13 protein-coding genes are annotated in these 17,650 nt (G+C 45.8%); 1 reads left to right on the forward strand and 12 read right to left on the reverse strand.

Translation table 11 applies throughout. The annotated features are described in order from the left end of the window. Positions 1–324: 324 nt before the first annotated feature. The 5 genes from eno to rlmD form a co-directional block, all read right to left on the reverse strand. A complete protein-coding gene (eno, locus tag DPF91_RS17280) occupies positions 325–1,626 on the reverse strand; it encodes a phosphopyruvate hydratase (RefSeq protein ID WP_117235697.1) in 1,302 nt (433 codons plus the stop codon). A gap of 78 nt (positions 1,627–1,704) precedes the next feature. After that, complete coding sequence (locus tag DPF91_RS17285; protein ID WP_117235698.1) at positions 1,705–3,345, reverse strand: CTP synthase; 1,641 nt, start codon at positions 3,343–3,345, stop codon at positions 1,705–1,707. Between the two features lie 159 nt (positions 3,346–3,504). Beyond that, on the reverse strand, positions 3,505–4,311 hold the full coding sequence (gene mazG, locus DPF91_RS17290; RefSeq protein WP_117235699.1) for a nucleoside triphosphate pyrophosphohydrolase: 807 nt from the start codon (positions 4,309–4,311) through the stop codon (positions 3,505–3,507). 146 nt (positions 4,312–4,457) lie between these two features. Further along, entirely contained in the window at positions 4,458–6,677 is a 2,220-nt protein-coding gene (relA, locus tag DPF91_RS17295) for a GTP diphosphokinase (protein ID WP_117235700.1), read from the reverse strand. Between the two features lie 143 nt (positions 6,678–6,820). Next, positions 6,821–8,155 carry a 23S rRNA (uracil(1939)-C(5))-methyltransferase RlmD gene (gene rlmD, locus DPF91_RS17300; protein WP_117235701.1) on the reverse strand — a complete coding sequence of 445 codons (1,335 nt, stop codon included), beginning with the start codon at positions 8,153–8,155 and terminating at the stop codon, positions 6,821–6,823. 181 nt (positions 8,156–8,336) lie between these two features. Here rlmD and barA point away from each other — a divergent pair, with 181 nt between their 5' ends. Continuing rightward, the gene (gene barA / locus DPF91_RS17305) at positions 8,337–11,123 is read left to right on the forward strand and encodes a two-component sensor histidine kinase BarA (protein ID WP_117235702.1); all 2,787 of its coding nucleotides are present in this window, start codon (positions 8,337–8,339) and stop codon (positions 11,121–11,123) included. Between the two features lie 66 nt (positions 11,124–11,189). Here the strand turns inward: barA and acpS are convergent, their stop codons facing one another. From acpS to lepA, 7 genes are all read right to left on the reverse strand, one after another. After that, positions 11,190–11,573 carry a holo-ACP synthase gene (acpS, locus tag DPF91_RS17310; protein WP_117235703.1) on the reverse strand — a complete coding sequence of 128 codons (384 nt, stop codon included), beginning with the start codon at positions 11,571–11,573 and terminating at the stop codon, positions 11,190–11,192. A 4-nt stretch (positions 11,574–11,577) separates the two neighbouring features. Further along, the gene (gene pdxJ, locus DPF91_RS17315) at positions 11,578–12,309 is read right to left on the reverse strand and encodes a pyridoxine 5'-phosphate synthase (protein WP_117235704.1); all 732 of its coding nucleotides are present in this window, start codon (positions 12,307–12,309) and stop codon (positions 11,578–11,580) included. Further along, complete coding sequence (recO, locus tag DPF91_RS17320) at positions 12,306–13,037, reverse strand: DNA repair protein RecO (RefSeq protein ID WP_117235705.1); 732 nt, start codon at positions 13,035–13,037, stop codon at positions 12,306–12,308. The genes pdxJ and recO overlap by 4 nt, the downstream gene beginning before the upstream one ends. 70 nt (positions 13,038–13,107) lie before the next feature. Beyond that, complete coding sequence (gene era, locus DPF91_RS17325; RefSeq protein ID WP_117235706.1) at positions 13,108–14,106, reverse strand: GTPase Era; 999 nt, start codon at positions 14,104–14,106, stop codon at positions 13,108–13,110. After that, positions 14,099–14,776: a ribonuclease III gene (gene rnc, locus DPF91_RS17330; RefSeq protein WP_117235707.1), complete on the reverse strand. Its 678-nt coding sequence runs from the start codon at positions 14,774–14,776 to the stop codon at positions 14,099–14,101. The genes era and rnc overlap by 8 nt, the downstream gene beginning before the upstream one ends. Positions 14,777–14,786: 10 nt before the next feature. After that, positions 14,787–15,686 carry a signal peptidase I gene (lepB, locus tag DPF91_RS17335; protein WP_117235708.1) on the reverse strand — a complete coding sequence of 300 codons (900 nt, stop codon included), beginning with the start codon at positions 15,684–15,686 and terminating at the stop codon, positions 14,787–14,789. 89 nt (positions 15,687–15,775) lie between these two features. Next, positions 15,776–17,569 (reverse strand): translation elongation factor 4, encoded by a 1,794-nt coding sequence (lepA, locus tag DPF91_RS17340; protein ID WP_117235709.1) that lies wholly within the window; start codon positions 17,567–17,569, stop codon positions 15,776–15,778. Positions 17,570–17,650: the final 81 nt, after the last annotated feature.

The following is a 17,650-nucleotide window of genomic DNA, read 5'->3' on the forward strand; positions in this document are numbered from 1 at the left end:
GAGCTAGAGAGCTAGAGAGCTAGAGAGCTAGAGAGCTAGAGAGCTAGAGAGCTAGAGAGCTAGAGAGCTAGAGAGCTAGAGAGCTAGAGAGCTAGAGAGCTAGAGAGCTAGAGAGCTAGAGAGCTAGAGAGCTAGAGAGCTAGAGAGCTAGAGAGCTAGAATTTTGGCGGTTTGACCTTTGGTGTCAACCCTTTTTCGACCTTGGAGCCCACGGTCTAGATATCTAGTCTTCTACAAGCGCAGCGTTCTAGTTATCTATAAAGAAAAAAATGCCCCGCAGAAGCGAGGCATTTAAAGCGTAAGTTAAACTTATTCAGCTAAGAATTAAGCTTGACCTTTAACTTCTTTAAGACCGTTGTAAGGAGCTTTAGAACCTAGAGCTTCTTCGATACGGATAAGTTGGTTGTACTTAGCAACACGGTCAGAACGGCTCATAGAACCAGTCTTGATTTGACCTGCAGCAGTACCTACCGCTAGATCAGCGATAGTTGCATCTTCAGTTTCGCCAGAACGGTGAGAGATTACTGCTGTGTAACCTGCGTCTTTAGCCATCTTGATTGCAGCTAGAGTCTCAGTTAGAGAACCGATTTGGTTGAACTTGATAAGGATAGAGTTAGCTACGCCTTTCTCGATACCTTCAGCAAGGATCTTAGTGTTTGTAACGAATAGATCGTCACCTACTAGTTGAAGTTTGTCACCTAGTAGTTCAGTTTGGTGCTTGAAGCCATCCCAATCTGACTCGTCTAGACCGTCTTCGATAGAAACGATTGGGAACTTGCTTGCTAGCTCAGCTAGGTAGTGGTTGAACTCTTCAGAAGAGAAAGTCTTACCTTCGCCTTTCATGTTGTAGATGCCAGCTTCTTTGTCGAAGAACTCAGATGCAGCACAGTCCATAGCTAGAGTAACGTCTTTACCTAGTTCGTAACCAGCAGCTGCAACAGCTTCTGCGATAACTTCTAGAGCTTCAGCGTTAGACTTAAGGTTAGGAGCGAAACCACCTTCGTCACCAACTGCAGTGCTGTAGCCTTTAGACTTAAGAACTTTAGCTAGGTTGTGGAATACTTCAGCACCTGTACGTAGAGCTTCTTTAAGAGTCTTAGCACCAACTGGTTGGATCATGAACTCTTGGATGTCAACGTTGTTGTCTGCGTGCTCACCACCGTTGATGATGTTCATCATTGGAAGAGGCATAGAGAACTGACCAGCAGTACCGTTTAGCTCAGCGATGTGCTCGTATAGAGGCATGCCTTTAGCAGCTGCAGCAGCTTTTGCGTTTGCTAGAGAAACAGCTAGGATTGCGTTAGCACCGAACTTAGATTTGTTCTCAGTACCGTCTAGCTCGATCATTACTGCGTCGATTGCAGCTTGGTCTTTAGCGTCTTTACCAGTTAGAGCTGTAGCGATTTCGCCGTTTACAGCTTCAACAGCTTTAAGAACACCTTTACCTAGGAAACGTGCTTTGTCACCGTCACGTAGCTCAAGAGCTTCGCGAGAACCAGTAGATGCGCCAGATGGAGCAGCAGCCATACCTACGAAACCGCCTTCTAGGTGTACTTCAGCTTCTACAGTTGGGTTACCACGTGAATCGATGATTTCACGACCTAGAACTTTAACGATCTTAGACATTGATGTTTCCTCTCGTTCAAATATAAATGTCGAAATTAAATGGGCAGCAGCAAACCTTCGCAGCCGCCCGTATCCTTTTTACTTTTCAAATTCGCCGCGTGAATTTTGACCCGCAGCTTTCACGAAACCTGCAAACAATGGGTGACCATCACGAGGCGTTGATGTGAATTCTGGGTGGAATTGAGCTGCAACAAACCATGGGTGGTCTGTATTTTCAATCATTTCCACTAGCTTCTTATCCGCAGACAGGCCAGAAACTTTTAGGCCCGCTTTTTCGATTTGCGGACGAAGTACGTTGTTTACTTCGTAACGGTGACGGTGACGTTCGTGAATCGTCGCGCTACCGTACAGTTCACGCGCCTTAGTACCTTTTTCTAGGTGACATAGCTGTGAACCAAGACGCATAGTACCACCAAGGTCAGAGGTTGCGGTACGTTCTTCAACTTTACCTTCGCCATCAACCCACTCTGTGATCAAGCCTACCACAGGGTACTTGGTCTCTTTGTTAAATTCTGTTGAATGCGCACCTTCCATACCCGCAACGTTACGTGCGTATTCGATCAGTGCAACTTGCATACCTAGACAGATGCCAAGATAAGGAACTTTGTTCTCTCGCGCGAATTTCGCTGCTGCGATCTTACCTTCAACACCACGGTCACCGAAGCCACCAGGAACTAGGATAGCATCAAGACCCGCTAGGGCTTCTTCGCCTTTCGCTTCTACGTCTTGAGAGTCTACGTATTTAATGTTTACGTTTAGACGGTTTTTCAAGCCTGCGTGCTTAAGTGCTTCGTTTACTGATTTGTAAGCATCTGGAAGTTCGATGTACTTACCAACCATACCGATAGTCACTTCACCCGTTGGGTTAGCTTCTTCGTAGATTACTTGTTCCCACTCAGATAGATCAGCTTCTGGAGCATTGATACCAAAGCGAGTACAAACAAGGTCATCTAGGCCTTGAGACTTGATTAGTTGAGGGATCTTGTAGATTGAATCTACGTCCTTCATTGAGATAACTGCTTTTTCTGAAACGTTACAGAATAGGGCAATCTTCTTACGTTCGTTCGCTGGGATCATACGATCTGAACGACAAACTAGAATATCTGGCTGGATACCGATAGACAGTAGCTCTTTAACAGAGTGCTGAGTCGGTTTCGTTTTCACTTCACCCGCAGCTGCTAGGTAAGGAACTAACGTTAGGTGCATGAACATCGCACGCTCGCGACCTAGTTCTACAGCAAGCTGACGAATCGCTTCCATGAATGGTAGTGATTCGATATCACCAACAGTACCACCAACTTCTACGATTGCTACATCGTGACCTTCAGAGCCAGCGATTACGCGGTCTTTGATCGAGTTAGTAATATGAGGAATTACCTGAATCGTTGCACCTAGGTAATCACCGCGACGCTCCTTCGCTAGAACGTCTGAATAAACACGACCTGCAGTGAAGTTGTTACGCTTAGTCATCTTGGTGCGAATGAATCGCTCGTAGTGACCAAGGTCAAGGTCAGTTTCAGCGCCATCTTCCGTGACGAACACTTCACCATGTTGAGTTGGGCTCATTGTGCCTGGGTCAACGTTGATGTAAGGGTCAAGCTTCATCATAGTCACTTTAAGACCACGAGCTTCTAAAATAGCCGCAAGAGATGCTGCTGCAATACCTTTACCTAGAGAGGATACAACCCCGCCAGTAACAAAAATGTAATTTGTCGTCATGTTTAACCTGAAATTGGTTGAATGAGGGAAATGGAATTCTTCTGGACGGGACGAAAATATACCAGAAGACCCTTAACGCCACAACGTGAAATCTATCACACTGCAATTTTTTATTTTTTGCTTCAAATCAAAGTCGGCTGCCTAACTAAGCACCAGTTTTTAACTCGTCTCGGTTCTTTCTTCCCTTTTAACCTCATCCCACATTACGTCCAACTCGTCCAAAGTAAAATCTTGAAGTTGTTTTCCTTGAGCAAACACTTTCCCCTCTACCCCCTTGAATCGACGGATAAATTTAAGGTTTGCTTTTGACAAAGCCACATCCGGATTTGTATCGAGATGGCGTGCAAAATTCACCACTGCAAATAGCAAATCCCCTAACTCAAGTTCTATTTTCTCTTGGTCAGGCGTAACTTGTAAGGCCTCTTCCATTACCTCTTCTATCTCTTCTTGCACTTTTTCGACCACGGGTCCTAGCGTGTCCCAATCAAAACCAAACTTGGCACACTTCTTCTGGATCTTTGTGGCACGAGAAAGAGCGGGTAGAGAATTTGGTATTGAGTCTAGAATACTTTCTTCTTTTTTGCCTAATTCGGCTTTCTCTTTTTGTTTCTCCGCTTCCCAGTTGACATTGATGGCGGCTTCATCCTCAAACTCAATATTTGAGAATACATGTGGGTGACGACGAGTCAGCTTTTCATTGACTGTCTCTACCACATCAGAAAAATCAAACAGCCCCTGCTCTTTCGCCATCTGGCTATAAAAAATCACTTGGAATAACAAATCGCCTAATTCTTCTTGAAGATTCGACCAATCGCGATTTTGGATCGCATCCACCACCTCGTAAGTCTCTTCAATAGTGTGCGGCACAATAGTGTCGAAGGTCTGCTTGATATCCCAAGGGCAACCAGCCTGAGGGTCGCGTAGGGTTGCCATAATTTGTTCAAGTTGCTCGATTGGGTGGCTCATAAGTTAACTTCCAGCTCTGTCGTAGATGGGGAGTACTACTTCTACAAGCAATACTCTCCTAACCCATTAATAAAAATAGAGGTGAGCAGAAAACTACTCACCTCTAATCTATTCATTTATTTCCAATACTTTCACCGAGTAAAAAACTAACCCAGTCTCTTCACTGATAGCACATCTTTGATCTGCTCTGTTCGAGTAATGATTCGCGCCAGAACCTCGGTATTTGTCAACTCTAAGTCGAAGTCCATGATCGAGACCTGACGCTTATAATCAACACGACTCTTAATCGCCGTCACATAAACCTTCTCATTCGCCAATAGCGAGGTAATGTCTTTCAGTAGCCCACTGCGCTCCAGCGCTTCAACACGCAACTTCAGAACATACGAGCCAATAAAGCCACTTCCCCAAACCGTATCAATGATGCGCTCTGCCGCATGGTGACGCAGCTCTTCTAGCTGTTCACAATCAGCACGGTGCACAGAAATACCGCGACCTTGAGTGATGTAGCCGGCAATCTCATCACCAGGAATTGGCTGACAACAGCGTGCAAGGTGCGTCATCAAGTTATCAACGCCCTCAACCACAATCGCATCTTTCTTTGGTCGATTTTGAGTCGCTTTATTACTCGACTCTTGCAGCTTCTCAAGCGCAAGTTGATCTTCCTCTTCTGCTGTTGGTTTGTTAACCAACGCATTGATGTGGTTAATCACTTGGTTAATACGCAAGTCACCGCTACCCACACCGGCGTATAGTTCATCAGTAGAGTTAACGTTAAAGCGTTTGAGAGAGTATTGTTCAGCGTCTTTGATTGTTGCGCCGATCTTAGCGAGTTCAGTCTCTAAGATTTCTCGACCAGCCTCGATATTGCCCTCACGACCTTGCTTACGGAACCAGGCATTGATCTTGGCACGAGCACGGCCAGAGTGAACAAATCCCAATGAAGGGTTTAGCCAATCTCGTGATGGATTAGGTTCTTTCTGTGTGATGATCTCTACCTGATCACCCATTGTTAACTTATGGGTAAACGGAACGATACGACCCGCAACTTTAGCGCCGATACAGCGGTGACCGACCATCGAGTGAATGTGATACGCAAAATCGAGTGGTGTCGCTCCCATCGGTAAGTCGACCACATCACCACGTGGCGTAAAGGCATACACTCGATCATCGAATACTTGGCTACGCAGTTCGTCCAACATCTCACCAGAGTCTGACATCTCTTCCTGCCAGTCGAGCAGCTTACGCAGCCAAGTGATTTTCTCATCGTAGCCACTGCGACTGCCTGAGCCACCTTCTTTGTATTTCCAGTGAGCCGCAACACCCAGTTCAGACTCTTCATGCATCTGCTTGGTACGGATCTGGATTTCGATCGTCTTACCTTCAGGACCAAGAATGACCGTGTGGATAGATTGATAGCCATTCGGCTTTGGGTTAGCAACGTAGTCGTCAAACTCACTAGGCAGATGCTTATACTTAGTATGAACCACGCCTAAAGCAGCGTAACAGTCTTGCAGCTTGTCTGCGATAATACGTACAGCACGCACATCGAAAAGCTCGTCGAAAGCCAAGCTCTTTTTCTGCATCTTACGCCAGATAGAATAGATATGTTTGGGACGGCCGCTGACCTCAGCATTGATATTCGATACCTTCATTTCAGAGGTAAGGTCATCAACAAAGTCTTTTATATATTGCTCACGAACGATGCGTCGCTCAGAAAGCTGCTTAGCGATCTGTTTATAGGTATCGGGTTGTTGATAACGGAAGGCATAATCTTCCATTTCCCATTTAAGCTGACCAATACCGAGACGATTAGCGAGTGGTGCATAGATGTTAGCGCATTCTTTCGCTGCAGCTTGGCGTACCTCTTCTGGTGCTTTCTTCACCTCAACCAAGTTCGCGATGCGCTCTGCCAGTTTGATAACCACGCAACGGAAATCATCCACCATGGCTAGTAGCATGCGACGTACATTATCAACTTGGGAAGAAGCAGCGCTGCCCTCAAGTGTCACATTAAGTTGACCCAATGCAGCCATCTCATCGACACCCTCGATCATCTTGGCAATCTCTTTACCATGATTCTCGATAAGCAGTTCTTTATCGTAATAGCCCGCAGAAACGACAGGGAAAAGTTGTGCGGCAATTAAGGTGGTACGATCCATAGACAGGGTAACGAGAATTTCATTCATTTCTCGACCACGCCAGAGAAGAAGCTCACCGTCTTCTTTGTCTGCGACCAAGGACGCACACTCTTGGTACACCTTCGTCAGCTTATTGGATGTTTTCGTGTCTTGTTTAAGCTCAGCAATCCAATGCTCTAACGTAAACTCTTCGCTCTGATTTAAGTGAGCACTTCGTACCGCAACCATCTAACTTATCCTAGTTATTCTTATTATCCGTAATGTCTCGATAAACGTATGTTACCAAGAGAACTCAGTGAGAGAATCATACCGTGATGAAGCCTGCGGTGACAGGCTTACCGTATAAAATCTGCATCAAATTTACATAAAGCCTATTTCTTAACAAATAGAGCCATTGATTCTAAATGGCTGGTGTGTGGAAACATGTCCATCATGCCCAGTTTTTTGAGCTCAAATCCTTGTTCAAGGATGCTTTGACTATCACGTGCTAAGGTTGCAGGGTTGCATGACACATACACGACTTGATCAGCACCTAATTCTGACAACTGATCCACAATACCGCTTGCTCCCGCTCGTGCAGGATCGAGTAAAATCTTATTGAACTTATCTTTCGCCCACTCTTGATTCACCAATGGAAGCTCTAGGTTGGCTTGATAAAACTTAGCATTGTCACACTGGTTTGCCTCAGCGTTCTGGCTCGCCTGCTCAACCATAGCATCAATACCCTCAACGCCAACAACAGACTCAACTTTACTCGCCATTGGAACTGTAAAGTTTCCTACTCCGCAGAATAGGTCTAGCACACGGTCTGTCGCTTTAAGATCCAACCAATCTAATGCTTGAGCCACCATTTTCTGGTTCACTTCTTGATTAACTTGGATAAAGTGATTCGGTTGAAACTCGATAGGAAAGCAAGTTTCAGAGTAAGAGCACACCTGCCCAGACACTTGCTCTAACGTATCGTTGGTTGGCATTAAAAACAGCGCACTTTGGTACTTTTCACACACAGCAAGCAGCGCTTGTTTATCTTTGTTTACCAGAGGTTTGAGATGTCTGAGCATGACAATACGCTGTTGACCATCAAAAATAAGCTCTAGATGCCCCAAGTCCGTAGGGTTCTTAAACTGGCTCAAGCAGGCTCTTAGCTCAGGTAACATCTCATTTAAACGCTCATCCAATACAGGGCAGTTCTCTACATTGACGATCTGCTTACTCTGCTTTTTGCGGAAACCAAACTGAAATTGACGATTCTTCTTGTCCACAAACAAAGCAACGCGTGCTCGACGACGGTATTTGAGCTCCGGAGATAGAATAGGTGACTCTAATGGTATGCTCTCATGAGCAAATTTCACGAACAGTTGACTGAGAGTTTGTGACTTTGACTCTATCTGCTTGTCATGGTTCAGGTGCTGCATGTTACAACCACCGCACTCATTGTAGTGTGGGCAAAATGGCTCAACACGATCATTACTTTTCTCAAGCACCTTAATCAAATTAGCACGTGCAAACTTGCTCTTTGATTCAGTCATCTGTGCCACCACTTTTTCTCCGGGTAATGCACCATCAATGAACACTGGCTTCTTATTTTGAAAGGCGATACCGGCACCTAGGTTGTCCAAACGCTCAATCACTAAGGTTTGATGCTTAGTTTGAACATTCTTGTTTTTCTTAGGTTGATAAAAGTTAGGGGTGGAATTGCGAGCCATGCAAATGAGCCTTTAAAGGGAAATTGATTGAGGAATATGACTAAGTTTATGGTCAGCCCGTGATTATTCGCCACAAAGATTGTCGAACAGAGCTGACTTGATTAAGCTATCACCATTATATAGATAGCGAACTAATCTCGATTGGTCCTATTTTCCCATATCCAGAACACAATAAACAGACATGACAAGATATGGCTTACGAGCTCGCGTAATTACGCTTACCCTCGCCCCGACTCTTATTATCGGACTGATACTTAGCGCCTTCTTCTCGGTGAATCGCTATAACGATCTCGAGAAGCAGGTGGTCACAGCCGGCACCAGTATTATAGAACCGCTAGCCATTGCCAGTGGTCAGGGACTTTCTGCAAACAATCGTGAATCGGTTAGGCGACTGATCAGCTTTGCCCACCGCAAGAACTCTCGCTTTGTCCGCAGTATCGCGGTATTTGATTCCAATCACGACTTGTTTGTTACCTCAAACTTTCACCCTAACTTTGAAACCCTAACCTACGACCCTAGCCAAGAAATCCCTCTTCTTAGTGATTCTCAGCTAGTGGATAATACCCTAATCCTCCGCACCCCAATCCTGACAGAGACCCAGATAGTCTCCAGTGCGATCGATGCAAGCAATAATCAAGTTTTGGGCTATATTGCCATTGAGCTCGATCTTTCTTCGCTACGCCTGCAACAATACCAAGAGATCTTCTCTGCCTTTATGGTGCTAGTTTTAGGTATTGGTCTCTCCAGTATCTTCGCCTATCAGTTAATGCAAGATGTGACGCGCCCGATTACACATATGAAAAACATGGTAGACCGCATCCGCCGTGGTCACCTAGATGTGCGAATTGAGGGGAAAATGCATGGTGAGCTAGACTCTCTTAAAAGTGGTATCAACGCCATGGCGATCTCGCTCTCTGAATACCATGTTGAGATGCAGCACAGTATCGACCAAGCAACGTCTGACTTACGAGAAACACTAGAGCAGCTAGAGATTCAGAACGTTGAACTTGATATTGCAAAAAAGCGCGCGCAAGAAGCTGCTCGAGTGAAATCTGAGTTCTTGGCAAACATGTCTCACGAGCTAAGAACGCCACTTAACGGGGTGATTGGCTTTACTCGTCAAATGCTAAAAACCAACCTCAATGCCAGTCAGGTCGATTACCTACAAACCATTGAGCGCTCGGCCAATAATCTACTAAGCATCATCAATGATATTCTTGATTTCTCTAAGCTCGAAGCAGGTAAGCTGCTGATCGAAAACATTCCATTCGAGATCCAAGAAACCATCGAAGAGGTAGTAAACCTTCAGGCCACCAGCGCACACGAAAAAGGCTTGGAACTAACTATTAAGGTTGACCCTAAGATCCCAACCGGTGTCATTGGCGATCCACTACGCATTCAACAGGTTCTTACCAACCTGGTTGGTAACTCCATCAAATTTACTGAGCGCGGCAACATCGATATCAGCGTTGAACTACGTTCTCAACAGGAAGATGCACTTGAGCTGCAATTCATGGTTCGAGATACTGGTATTGGTATTTCTGAGCGCCAACAAGCGCAGCTTTTCCAAGCGTTTAGCCAAGCCGATGCAAGTATCTCACGTCGTTACGGTGGTACTGGTTTAGGCCTAGTAATCACCCAGAAGTTGGTGAGCCAAATGGGTGGCGAGATCAGTCTAACCAGCCGCCTCCACCAAGGCTCTACATTCTGGTTCACGATTCGTATCCACGCGACCAACATGCCAATTCAAGAGCTGGATACCCACCGTCTTGCGAATAAATCGCTACTGCTGGTTGAGCCAAACATGCAAGCGGCGTCTGTGATTCAGCAGCAACTGGTGAATGAGGGGATCTTCGTTACCTACCGCTCAACAATGCCAGAAGATGCCCAGTCCCACGACTATGTATTAGTCAGCTTGTCGCCAAGCCAAAAATGCGATCCAGAGATCATAGATAAATGGTTAGAGGTGGCAAATCAGATCGCCCCAGAAGTCATTGTCGCCATCCCAAGTACAGAGCTGGCATTTGGTGAGTACCTCAATAAGAATCATCAGCTTCAGTGTATTACTAAGCCTCTTTCGCGTAAGAAATTACTGCAAAGTCTGCTAATCAATGAGCAAGAAGTGCTGGAGCCTGTTGTCATTGAGCAACCCAATACCGAGGTGATACCAATTAAGGTCATGGCAGTTGACGATAACCCAGCTAACCTCAAGTTGATTAGCGCACTCCTTACCGAGCGTGTCGATACCGTTGTTACCTGTACAAGCGGCTTACAGGCAGTCGAAAAAGCCAAAGAGACTAAGTTTGATATCATTCTAATGGATATTCAGATGCCACAAATGGATGGGGTTAGTGCATGCCAAGAGATCAAGAAGCTGGAACTCAACAACGATACACCAGTTATTGCTGTAACAGCTCACGCAATGGAAGGTGAGCGAGAAAGGCTGCTTGGTTTAGGAATGGACGATTATCTCACTAAGCCAATCGAAGAACATATTCTGCAGCAAGTATTGGTGCACTGGAGTCCGCATACCCGTTCTGATCAAGTCGATAAGTTAGAGCTCAGCACTCAAACAACTCAACCACAGTCCGTTGCGGAGCAACAATCGACAACCGATGTGATCATCGATTGGCAGGCTGCCCTAAAACAATCAGCGAATAAAGAAGACCTTGCGAAAGAGATGCTCCAGATGCTGGTAGAGTTTATCCCTGAGGTCTACCAGGCAACAGAAGATGCCCTTGATACAGACAAGTACTCAGCAGAAGAGTTGATCCACTTTGTTCATAAGCTGCATGGTAGCTGCTCATACTGTGGCGTTCCAAGATTGAAGAAGGTATGTGCGACCATCGAACAGCTATTGCGCTCAGGATCTTCAGTTGAAGATATCGAGCCAGAGTTGTTTGAGATCCAAGATGAGATGGATAAGGTATTGGTTACTGCGAAGTTGTATCTGCAAGAGAATGAGTAGAGTTCAGAGATAAAAATAGTACCTAGTTCCTGAAAAACCCAAAACTAGGTACTAAAGATCTAGGGGCTAATTGCTCTCGAAGATCACCGTCGCCACAGCATAGTGGCGTTCATCTGAAATCGTAATATGCGTGGATGTCACCCCCATGCTGACCGCGAACTCTTTCGCCTTACCCGTTAGGTTTAGGCATGGTTTACCGCGCTCATCGTTGCTGACTTCAAAGTCGTGAAAGGTAACACCCGCGGCGATGCCTGTGCCTAAAGCTTTAGACGCCGCTTCTTTAGCAGCAAAGCGTTTAGCGAGGAATCGTCCCTGCTGCTTAAGCTGCTCAAACGCTGTTAATTCATTCTGAGTTAGAATTCGCTTCGCGAAAGCCGCGCCGGTGCGATTGAGCGCGTTTTCAATGCGCTCAATCTCAGCGATGTCGGTGCCGAGTCCAACGATAGCCATTTGCCTAACGACGAGCTACTTGCATCGCCGTTTTCATATCCGCAACGGCTTTGTCTAAACCATCAAATACAGCGCGCCCAATGATTGAGTGGCCAATGTTCAGCTCGTAGATTTCAGGTAGAGCCGCAATTGGACCAACGTTGTGGTAAGTCAGACCGTGTCCGGCATTAACCGTGATACCAAGATCATCTGCATAGCTCGCGCCTGCAGCGATCTTCTTCAGCTCGTCTTGCTGATCTTCTTCCGTTTCAGCATCGGCATAGTGGCCAGTGTGAAGCTCAATGAAAGGTGCACCACATGCTTTCGCCGCATCAATTTGCTCACGGTCAGCATCAATGAACAGCGATACCTTAATACCCGCAGCGGATAACTTTTCAGTTGCCGCTTTTACTTTCTCAAATTGACCTTTAACGTCTAAACCACCTTCAGTCGTTAGCTCCTCACGCTTTTCCGGTACGAGGCACACAAACTCTGGCTTAGTGTCTAGCGCGATCTGTACCATTTCATCCGTCACAGCCATCTCTAGGTTCATGCGAGTTTGAATGGTTTCAGCAAGAATACGTACATCACGATCTTTAATGTGGCGGCGGTCTTCACGTAGGTGGATAGTGATACCGTCAGCACCAGCACGCTCAGCAATCTCAGCAGCATGTACAGGATCTGGGTACTTGGTACCACGTGCATTACGTAAGGTTGCTACGTGGTCAATATTTACACCTAGTAGGATTGAGCTCATTTTTCAATACTCCGTGCTCGGGGAATCATACTTATAAATAATTCCCGACTTTTTAAAGGTTTGCCGCCAAGATACGGCTTTAAGGCTATACGTGTAAAGCGTTTTGCCGCTTTTAGTTGTTCAGGGGTTGTAAAGCGCCTTTCGCTTATCGCGATGAGCTCTCCACCTAAAAAGGTCAGATTGTCTTTTCTCACACTGGCAATAAAGCCTTTCTGCTCGCGATAGCGATAGGTCATCTTAGGGTCAACGGGCTCGCCCGTACCTGCACAATGTAGGAAATCTACTCCGTAGCCCATTGCCGACAATATCGCTAATTCAAAGCGACGTAAGGCTGGTTCTGGGTTGGCGTTTTGCGCAAGTTCCGTCAAAGCATTCAGGTAATCATGAAATAGCGCAGGAAACGGAACTTCAGCCACCAGCACTCTGCTTATCAGCTCATTGACATACATGGCCGAATACAAACTAATGCCGCTCAGTGGCAGACCTAAACTAATGGGCTCTGCTTGTCGTAAGGTCTTCATAGAGCCATTACCAGACCACTTGAGCAATAAAGGCGTGAACGGTTGCAGTGCCCCTTTCAGGTTAGAGCGTTTACTGCGCGCGCCCTTAGACATCAAGGTAATACGCCCGTACTCTTCGCTAAAAACATCAAGGATTAAACTCGACTCACTGTATGGTCGACGATGTAAAACGAAACAACGCTGTAAGCCTTCAGAAGACGTAGCCAATCAATATACCTACCATTTATTACATACAAAATAAGGAGCCGAAGCTCCTTATTATTCTAACTTGTTAGAGTTATTTGTTCTCTAAGTCATCAATGTAACCTAGGCTACGCAGTGCTCGTTCGTCATCTGCCCAACCTGATTTCACTTTAACCCAAGTTTCTAGGAACACCTTACGCTCAAATAGGTCTTCCATATCAAGGCGAGCCTCACGACCAATCGTCTTGATCTTCTCGCCACCTTTACCAATCACCATTTTCTTCTGACCTAGGCGTTCAACTAGGATCAAGGCGTTGATATGGAATCCATCAGTATCCGGGTTGTAATCGAAGCGCTCAATCTCAACGGTTACCGAGTAAGGAAGCTCTTCACCAGTAAAGCGCATTAACTTTTCACGAATGATCTCAGATGCCATAAAGCGCTGAGAGCGGTCTGTTACATACTCTTCAGGAAAGTGATGAACAGCCTGTGGCAAATGCTCGCGTACATGATTACGCAATACATCAATATTCTTATCGTGTTTCGCAGAAATTGGCACAACATCAACAAAGTCCATTTTCTGAGAAAGCTCTTGCATGTGTAACATCACGTCGTTGCGATCCTTCACCACGTCCACTTTGTTGACACACAGAACTACTGGGAAGTTCGACTTAGCCAGTTTGTTGAAAACCATCTCATCATCTGCCGTCCAGTGTGTACCATCGACAAGAAACAGAACTAGGTTTACATCACTCAGAGATGAGTTCGCAGCACGGTTCATCAAGCGGTTAATCGCGCGCTTTTCTTCGATATGAAGTCCTGGAGTATCAACATAGATTGCTTGGTAAGCCCCCTCCGTTTCTACACCCATAATACGGTGACGAGTTGTCTGTGGTTTACGCGAGGTAATCGAAATCTTCTGACCCAATAGTTGGTTTAGAAGGGTCGATTTACCTACGTTTGGGCGACCAACAATCGCAACAAAGCCACAGTGTTGATCTTCTTCAGCAATCTCGGCTACTTCAGGCACATCAGCTTGTTGCTGGTTTGCAAAGTACGCGTCGAGATCGAATTCTTGGTTATCATCAGACATTGGTCAGTTTCTCCAGTGCCAATTCAGCTGCCGCTTGCTCCGCTTTACGACGACTGGTGCCTTTACCAATTACTGGCTGTTCCACGCCAGCGATTACACACGAAACAGTAAACTGTTGGTTATGTGCTTCACCCTTAATATTAGTCACTGTATACGCAGGCAGTGGCTTTTTACGACCTTGCAAGAACTCTTGCAGGCGAGTTTTCGGGTCTTTTTGAGACACGCCTGGTTGAATCGCATCTAGACGAGTCTGGTACCAGCTTAATACGATTCCGCGTACCACTTCGATATCACTATCAAGATAGATAGCACCGATGATCGCTTCAACTGCATCCGCTAGGATAGAGTCACGGCGGAAACCACCACTCTTCAACTCACCTGGACCTAATTTTAAGTAATCTCCCAACTCAAACTCACGGCCAAGCTCTGCTAGCGTGTGACCACGTACAAGAGTTGCACGCATACGACTCATATCACCTTCGTTTACATTCGGGAAACGATGGTAAAGATCATCTGCAATGACAAAACTTAAAATTGAATCGCCCAGAAACTCAAGACGTTCATTGTGTTTACCATTGGCACTGCGGTGAGTCAGCGCCAAGTGGATATGATCGGCGTTGTTAAACTCGTAGCCGATCTTCTTTTCTAATTTACTGATAGGAGAATTCATACTCTCTCGATTAATGTATGCCACCGATGCGGTCGAAACGCACACCAGTTGGGATCCACGAAGGCAAGAAGCTATCTGCACTTCGTTCGAATTCAAAGCTGATCCAAATTGCGACCGCTTTGCCGACTAGATTTGCTTCTGGAACAAAGCCCCAGTAGCGACTGTCTGCACTGTTGTCACGGTTATCACCCATAACAAAGTACTGACCTTGAGGTACTACCCATTCGTTCACACCCGGGCGCGGTTGATACGCGCTAACGCGATCACGACGCAGTGGGTTAACAAGAACTTGATGAGACTCTTCCGTTAGATGCTCAGTCATTTCTACAAGAGGAATACCGTCTTGGATAAACGGACTCTTCTCTACATTGCTCAGTTTTACCGCTTGGCAAGTCGATGAACCTTTAGGCTGAATGCACAACTCTTTATCTCCAGAGTAACGCACAGTATCGCCAGGAAGACCAACCACTCGTTTAATGTAATCAATGCTTGGTTGCGGTGGGTATTTGAATACAACTGAATCACCACGCTCTGGTTTACCCGTTTCAACCAGTTGTGTTCGCCACACAGGGTCTTTAATGCCGTAAGCGTATTTCTCTACTAGGATGAAATCACCCACGAGCAAGGTTGGCATCATTGAGCCTGATGGAATTTGAAACGGTTCATAAATGAATGAGCGCAAAACCAAAACAAAAGCGATAACAGGGAAAATAGAGACACTGTTTTCAACCCACCAAGGCTGAGGGGCAACGGCTTTTTCAATCTCGCTGCGCTCTAAACCATTAGTTTGTGCTTCCACTTCGTCAATTTGAGCATTACGTTTTTTCGCCCATACCAACTTCTCAAGAGCCCAAACCACACCCGTGACCAGAGTTACAATCACTAAGATGAGTGAAAATGTGTTCGCCATTGACTTCCCTTATCTCAAAAATACGAAAGTGAAAGAGCCGGAACCCTTTCACTTAATTTAGTTATATTGTTGGGTTACTTCCCAACAAATTAGTCTTTACCGACGTGCAAAATAGCTAGGAACGCTTCTTGAGGCAGTTCAACGTTACCGATCTGCTTCATACGTTTCTTACCTTCTTTCTGCTTCTTAAGCAGCTTCTTCTTACGACTCACGTCACCGCCGTAACATTTCGCGATTACGTTTTTACGCAGCTGTTTAACCGTAGAGCGTGCAATGATGTGGTTACCGATTGCAGCTTGAATCGCGATGTCGAACATCTGACGAGGGATGAACTCTTTCATCTTCTCAACTAGCTGACGACCACGAGTTTGCGACTGATCGCGGTGAGTGATCATTGCTAATGCATCAACAGTGTCGCCGTTAAGTAATACATCTACACGAACCATGTTTGATGGTTCAAAGCGTTGGAAGTTGTAATCCAGTGATGCGTAACCGCGAGATGTTGACTTCAAACGGTCGAAGAAGTCCAGTACCACTTCTGCCATCGGGATATCGTAGATAACCGCTACTTGGTTACCGTGATAAACCATATCAACCTGAATACCACGCTTCTCAACACATAGTGTGATTACGTTACCTAGGTACTCAGATGGTACTAGGATGTTACAACGAGCAATTGGCTCACGAATTTCTTCGATGTCATTGACTGCTGGTAGTTTTGCTGGACTATCAACGTACAGGATATCGCCGTCAGTTTTCTCAACTTCGTACACTACCGTTGGTGCAGTTGTGATTAGGTCTAGATCGTACTCTCGCTCAAGACGCTCTTGGATGATCTCCATGTGGAGCATACCCAAGAAGCCACAACGGAAACCAAAACCGAGTGCCGCTGAGTTTTCTGGCTCGTAAAATAGCGATGCATCGTTCAGACTTAGTTTACCTAGCGCATCACGGAATGCTTCGTAATCGTCAGAAGATACAGGAAATAGACCCGCGTATACCTGAGGTTTTACTTTTTGGAAACCAGGAAGTGCAGTATCGCTACCGCCTTTTGCTAACGTTAGGGTATCACCCACAGGTGCACCTAAGATGTCTTTAATACCACAAACAACCCAGCCTACTTCGCCAGTTTGGAGTACATCAGTATCAACCTGTTTAGGCGTGAAGATACCTAGACGGTCTACACCCCAAACTTGGCCTGTGCTCATTACTTTGATCTTGTCATTTTTCTTCAGCACGCCATTTTTGATACGTACAAGAGAAACAACGCCTAAGTAGTTATCAAACCATGAGTCGATGATTAGCGCTTGCAGTGGTGCTTCTGGATCACCTTCTGGCGCTGGAATAGCGGTTACGATGTTCTCAAGAACATCTTCAACACCTAGACCGGTCTTCGCAGAACAACGCGTTGCTTCCATCGCATCAATACCTACGATCTCTTCGATTTCTTCAGCAACACGCTCTGGATCTGCCGCTGGCAGGTCGATCTTATTTAGGATTGGTACTACCTCAAGATCCATTTCGATCGCGGTGTAACAGTTTGCAAGGGTTTGAGCTTCAACACCTTGGCCTGCATCAACTACTAGAAGAGCACCTTCACACGCCGCTAGAGAACGTGATACTTCGTATGCGAAGTCAACGTGTCCTGGGGTATCAATGAAGTTAAGCTGGTATGTTTCACCATCTTTTGCTGTGTAGTTGAGTGTCACACTCTGAGATTTAATCGTGATACCACGTTCACGCTCAAGGTCCATTGAGTCAAGAACCTGCGCTGCCATTTCGCGATCGCTTAATCCACCACAAACTTGGATTAGACGGTCAGATAGGGTTGATTTGCCGTGGTCGATATGGGCAATAATTGAAAAGTTACGAATGTGCTTCATAGTTTTGGTGTGACTAAACTCTTGCAAAAAGGGATAGTAAAAATGCCATACATCGATGGCATTTCAATCAAGTTGGCAGAT

Source organism: Vibrio maerlii, assembly GCF_003415655.1.
Lineage (GTDB): Bacteria > Pseudomonadota > Gammaproteobacteria > Enterobacterales > Vibrionaceae > Vibrio > Vibrio maerlii.

Bases quoted from the DNA above. Each gene is read 5' to 3' on its own strand.
- pdxJ (WP_117235704.1), bottom strand. From the start codon at position 12,309: ATGAGCTCAATCCTACTAGGTGTAAATATTGACCACGTAGCAACCTTA.
- mazG (WP_117235699.1), bottom strand. From the start codon at position 4,311: ATGAGCCACCCAATCGAGCAACTTGAACAAATTATGGCAACCCTACGC.
- barA (WP_117235702.1), top strand. From the start codon at position 8,337: ATGACAAGATATGGCTTACGAGCTCGCGTAATTACGCTTACCCTCGCC.
- rlmD (WP_117235701.1), bottom strand. From the start codon at position 8,155: ATGGCTCGCAATTCCACCCCTAACTTTTATCAACCTAAGAAAAACAAG.
- era (WP_117235706.1), bottom strand. From the start codon at position 14,106: ATGTCTGATGATAACCAAGAATTCGATCTCGACGCGTACTTTGCAAAC.
- DPF91_RS17285 (WP_117235698.1), bottom strand. From the start codon at position 3,345: ATGACGACAAATTACATTTTTGTTACTGGCGGGGTTGTATCCTCTCTA.
- acpS (WP_117235703.1), bottom strand. From the start codon at position 11,573: ATGGCTATCGTTGGACTCGGCACCGACATCGCTGAGATTGAGCGCATT.
- relA (WP_117235700.1), bottom strand. From the start codon at position 6,677: ATGGTTGCGGTACGAAGTGCTCACTTAAATCAGAGCGAAGAGTTTACG.
- rnc (WP_117235707.1), bottom strand. From the start codon at position 14,776: ATGAATTCTCCTATCAGTAAATTAGAAAAGAAGATCGGCTACGAGTTT.
- lepB (WP_117235708.1), bottom strand. From the start codon at position 15,686: ATGGCGAACACATTTTCACTCATCTTAGTGATTGTAACTCTGGTCACG.
- lepA (WP_117235709.1), bottom strand. From the start codon at position 17,569: ATGAAGCACATTCGTAACTTTTCAATTATTGCCCATATCGACCACGGC.
- eno (WP_117235697.1), bottom strand. From the start codon at position 1,626: ATGTCTAAGATCGTTAAAGTTCTAGGTCGTGAAATCATCGATTCACGT.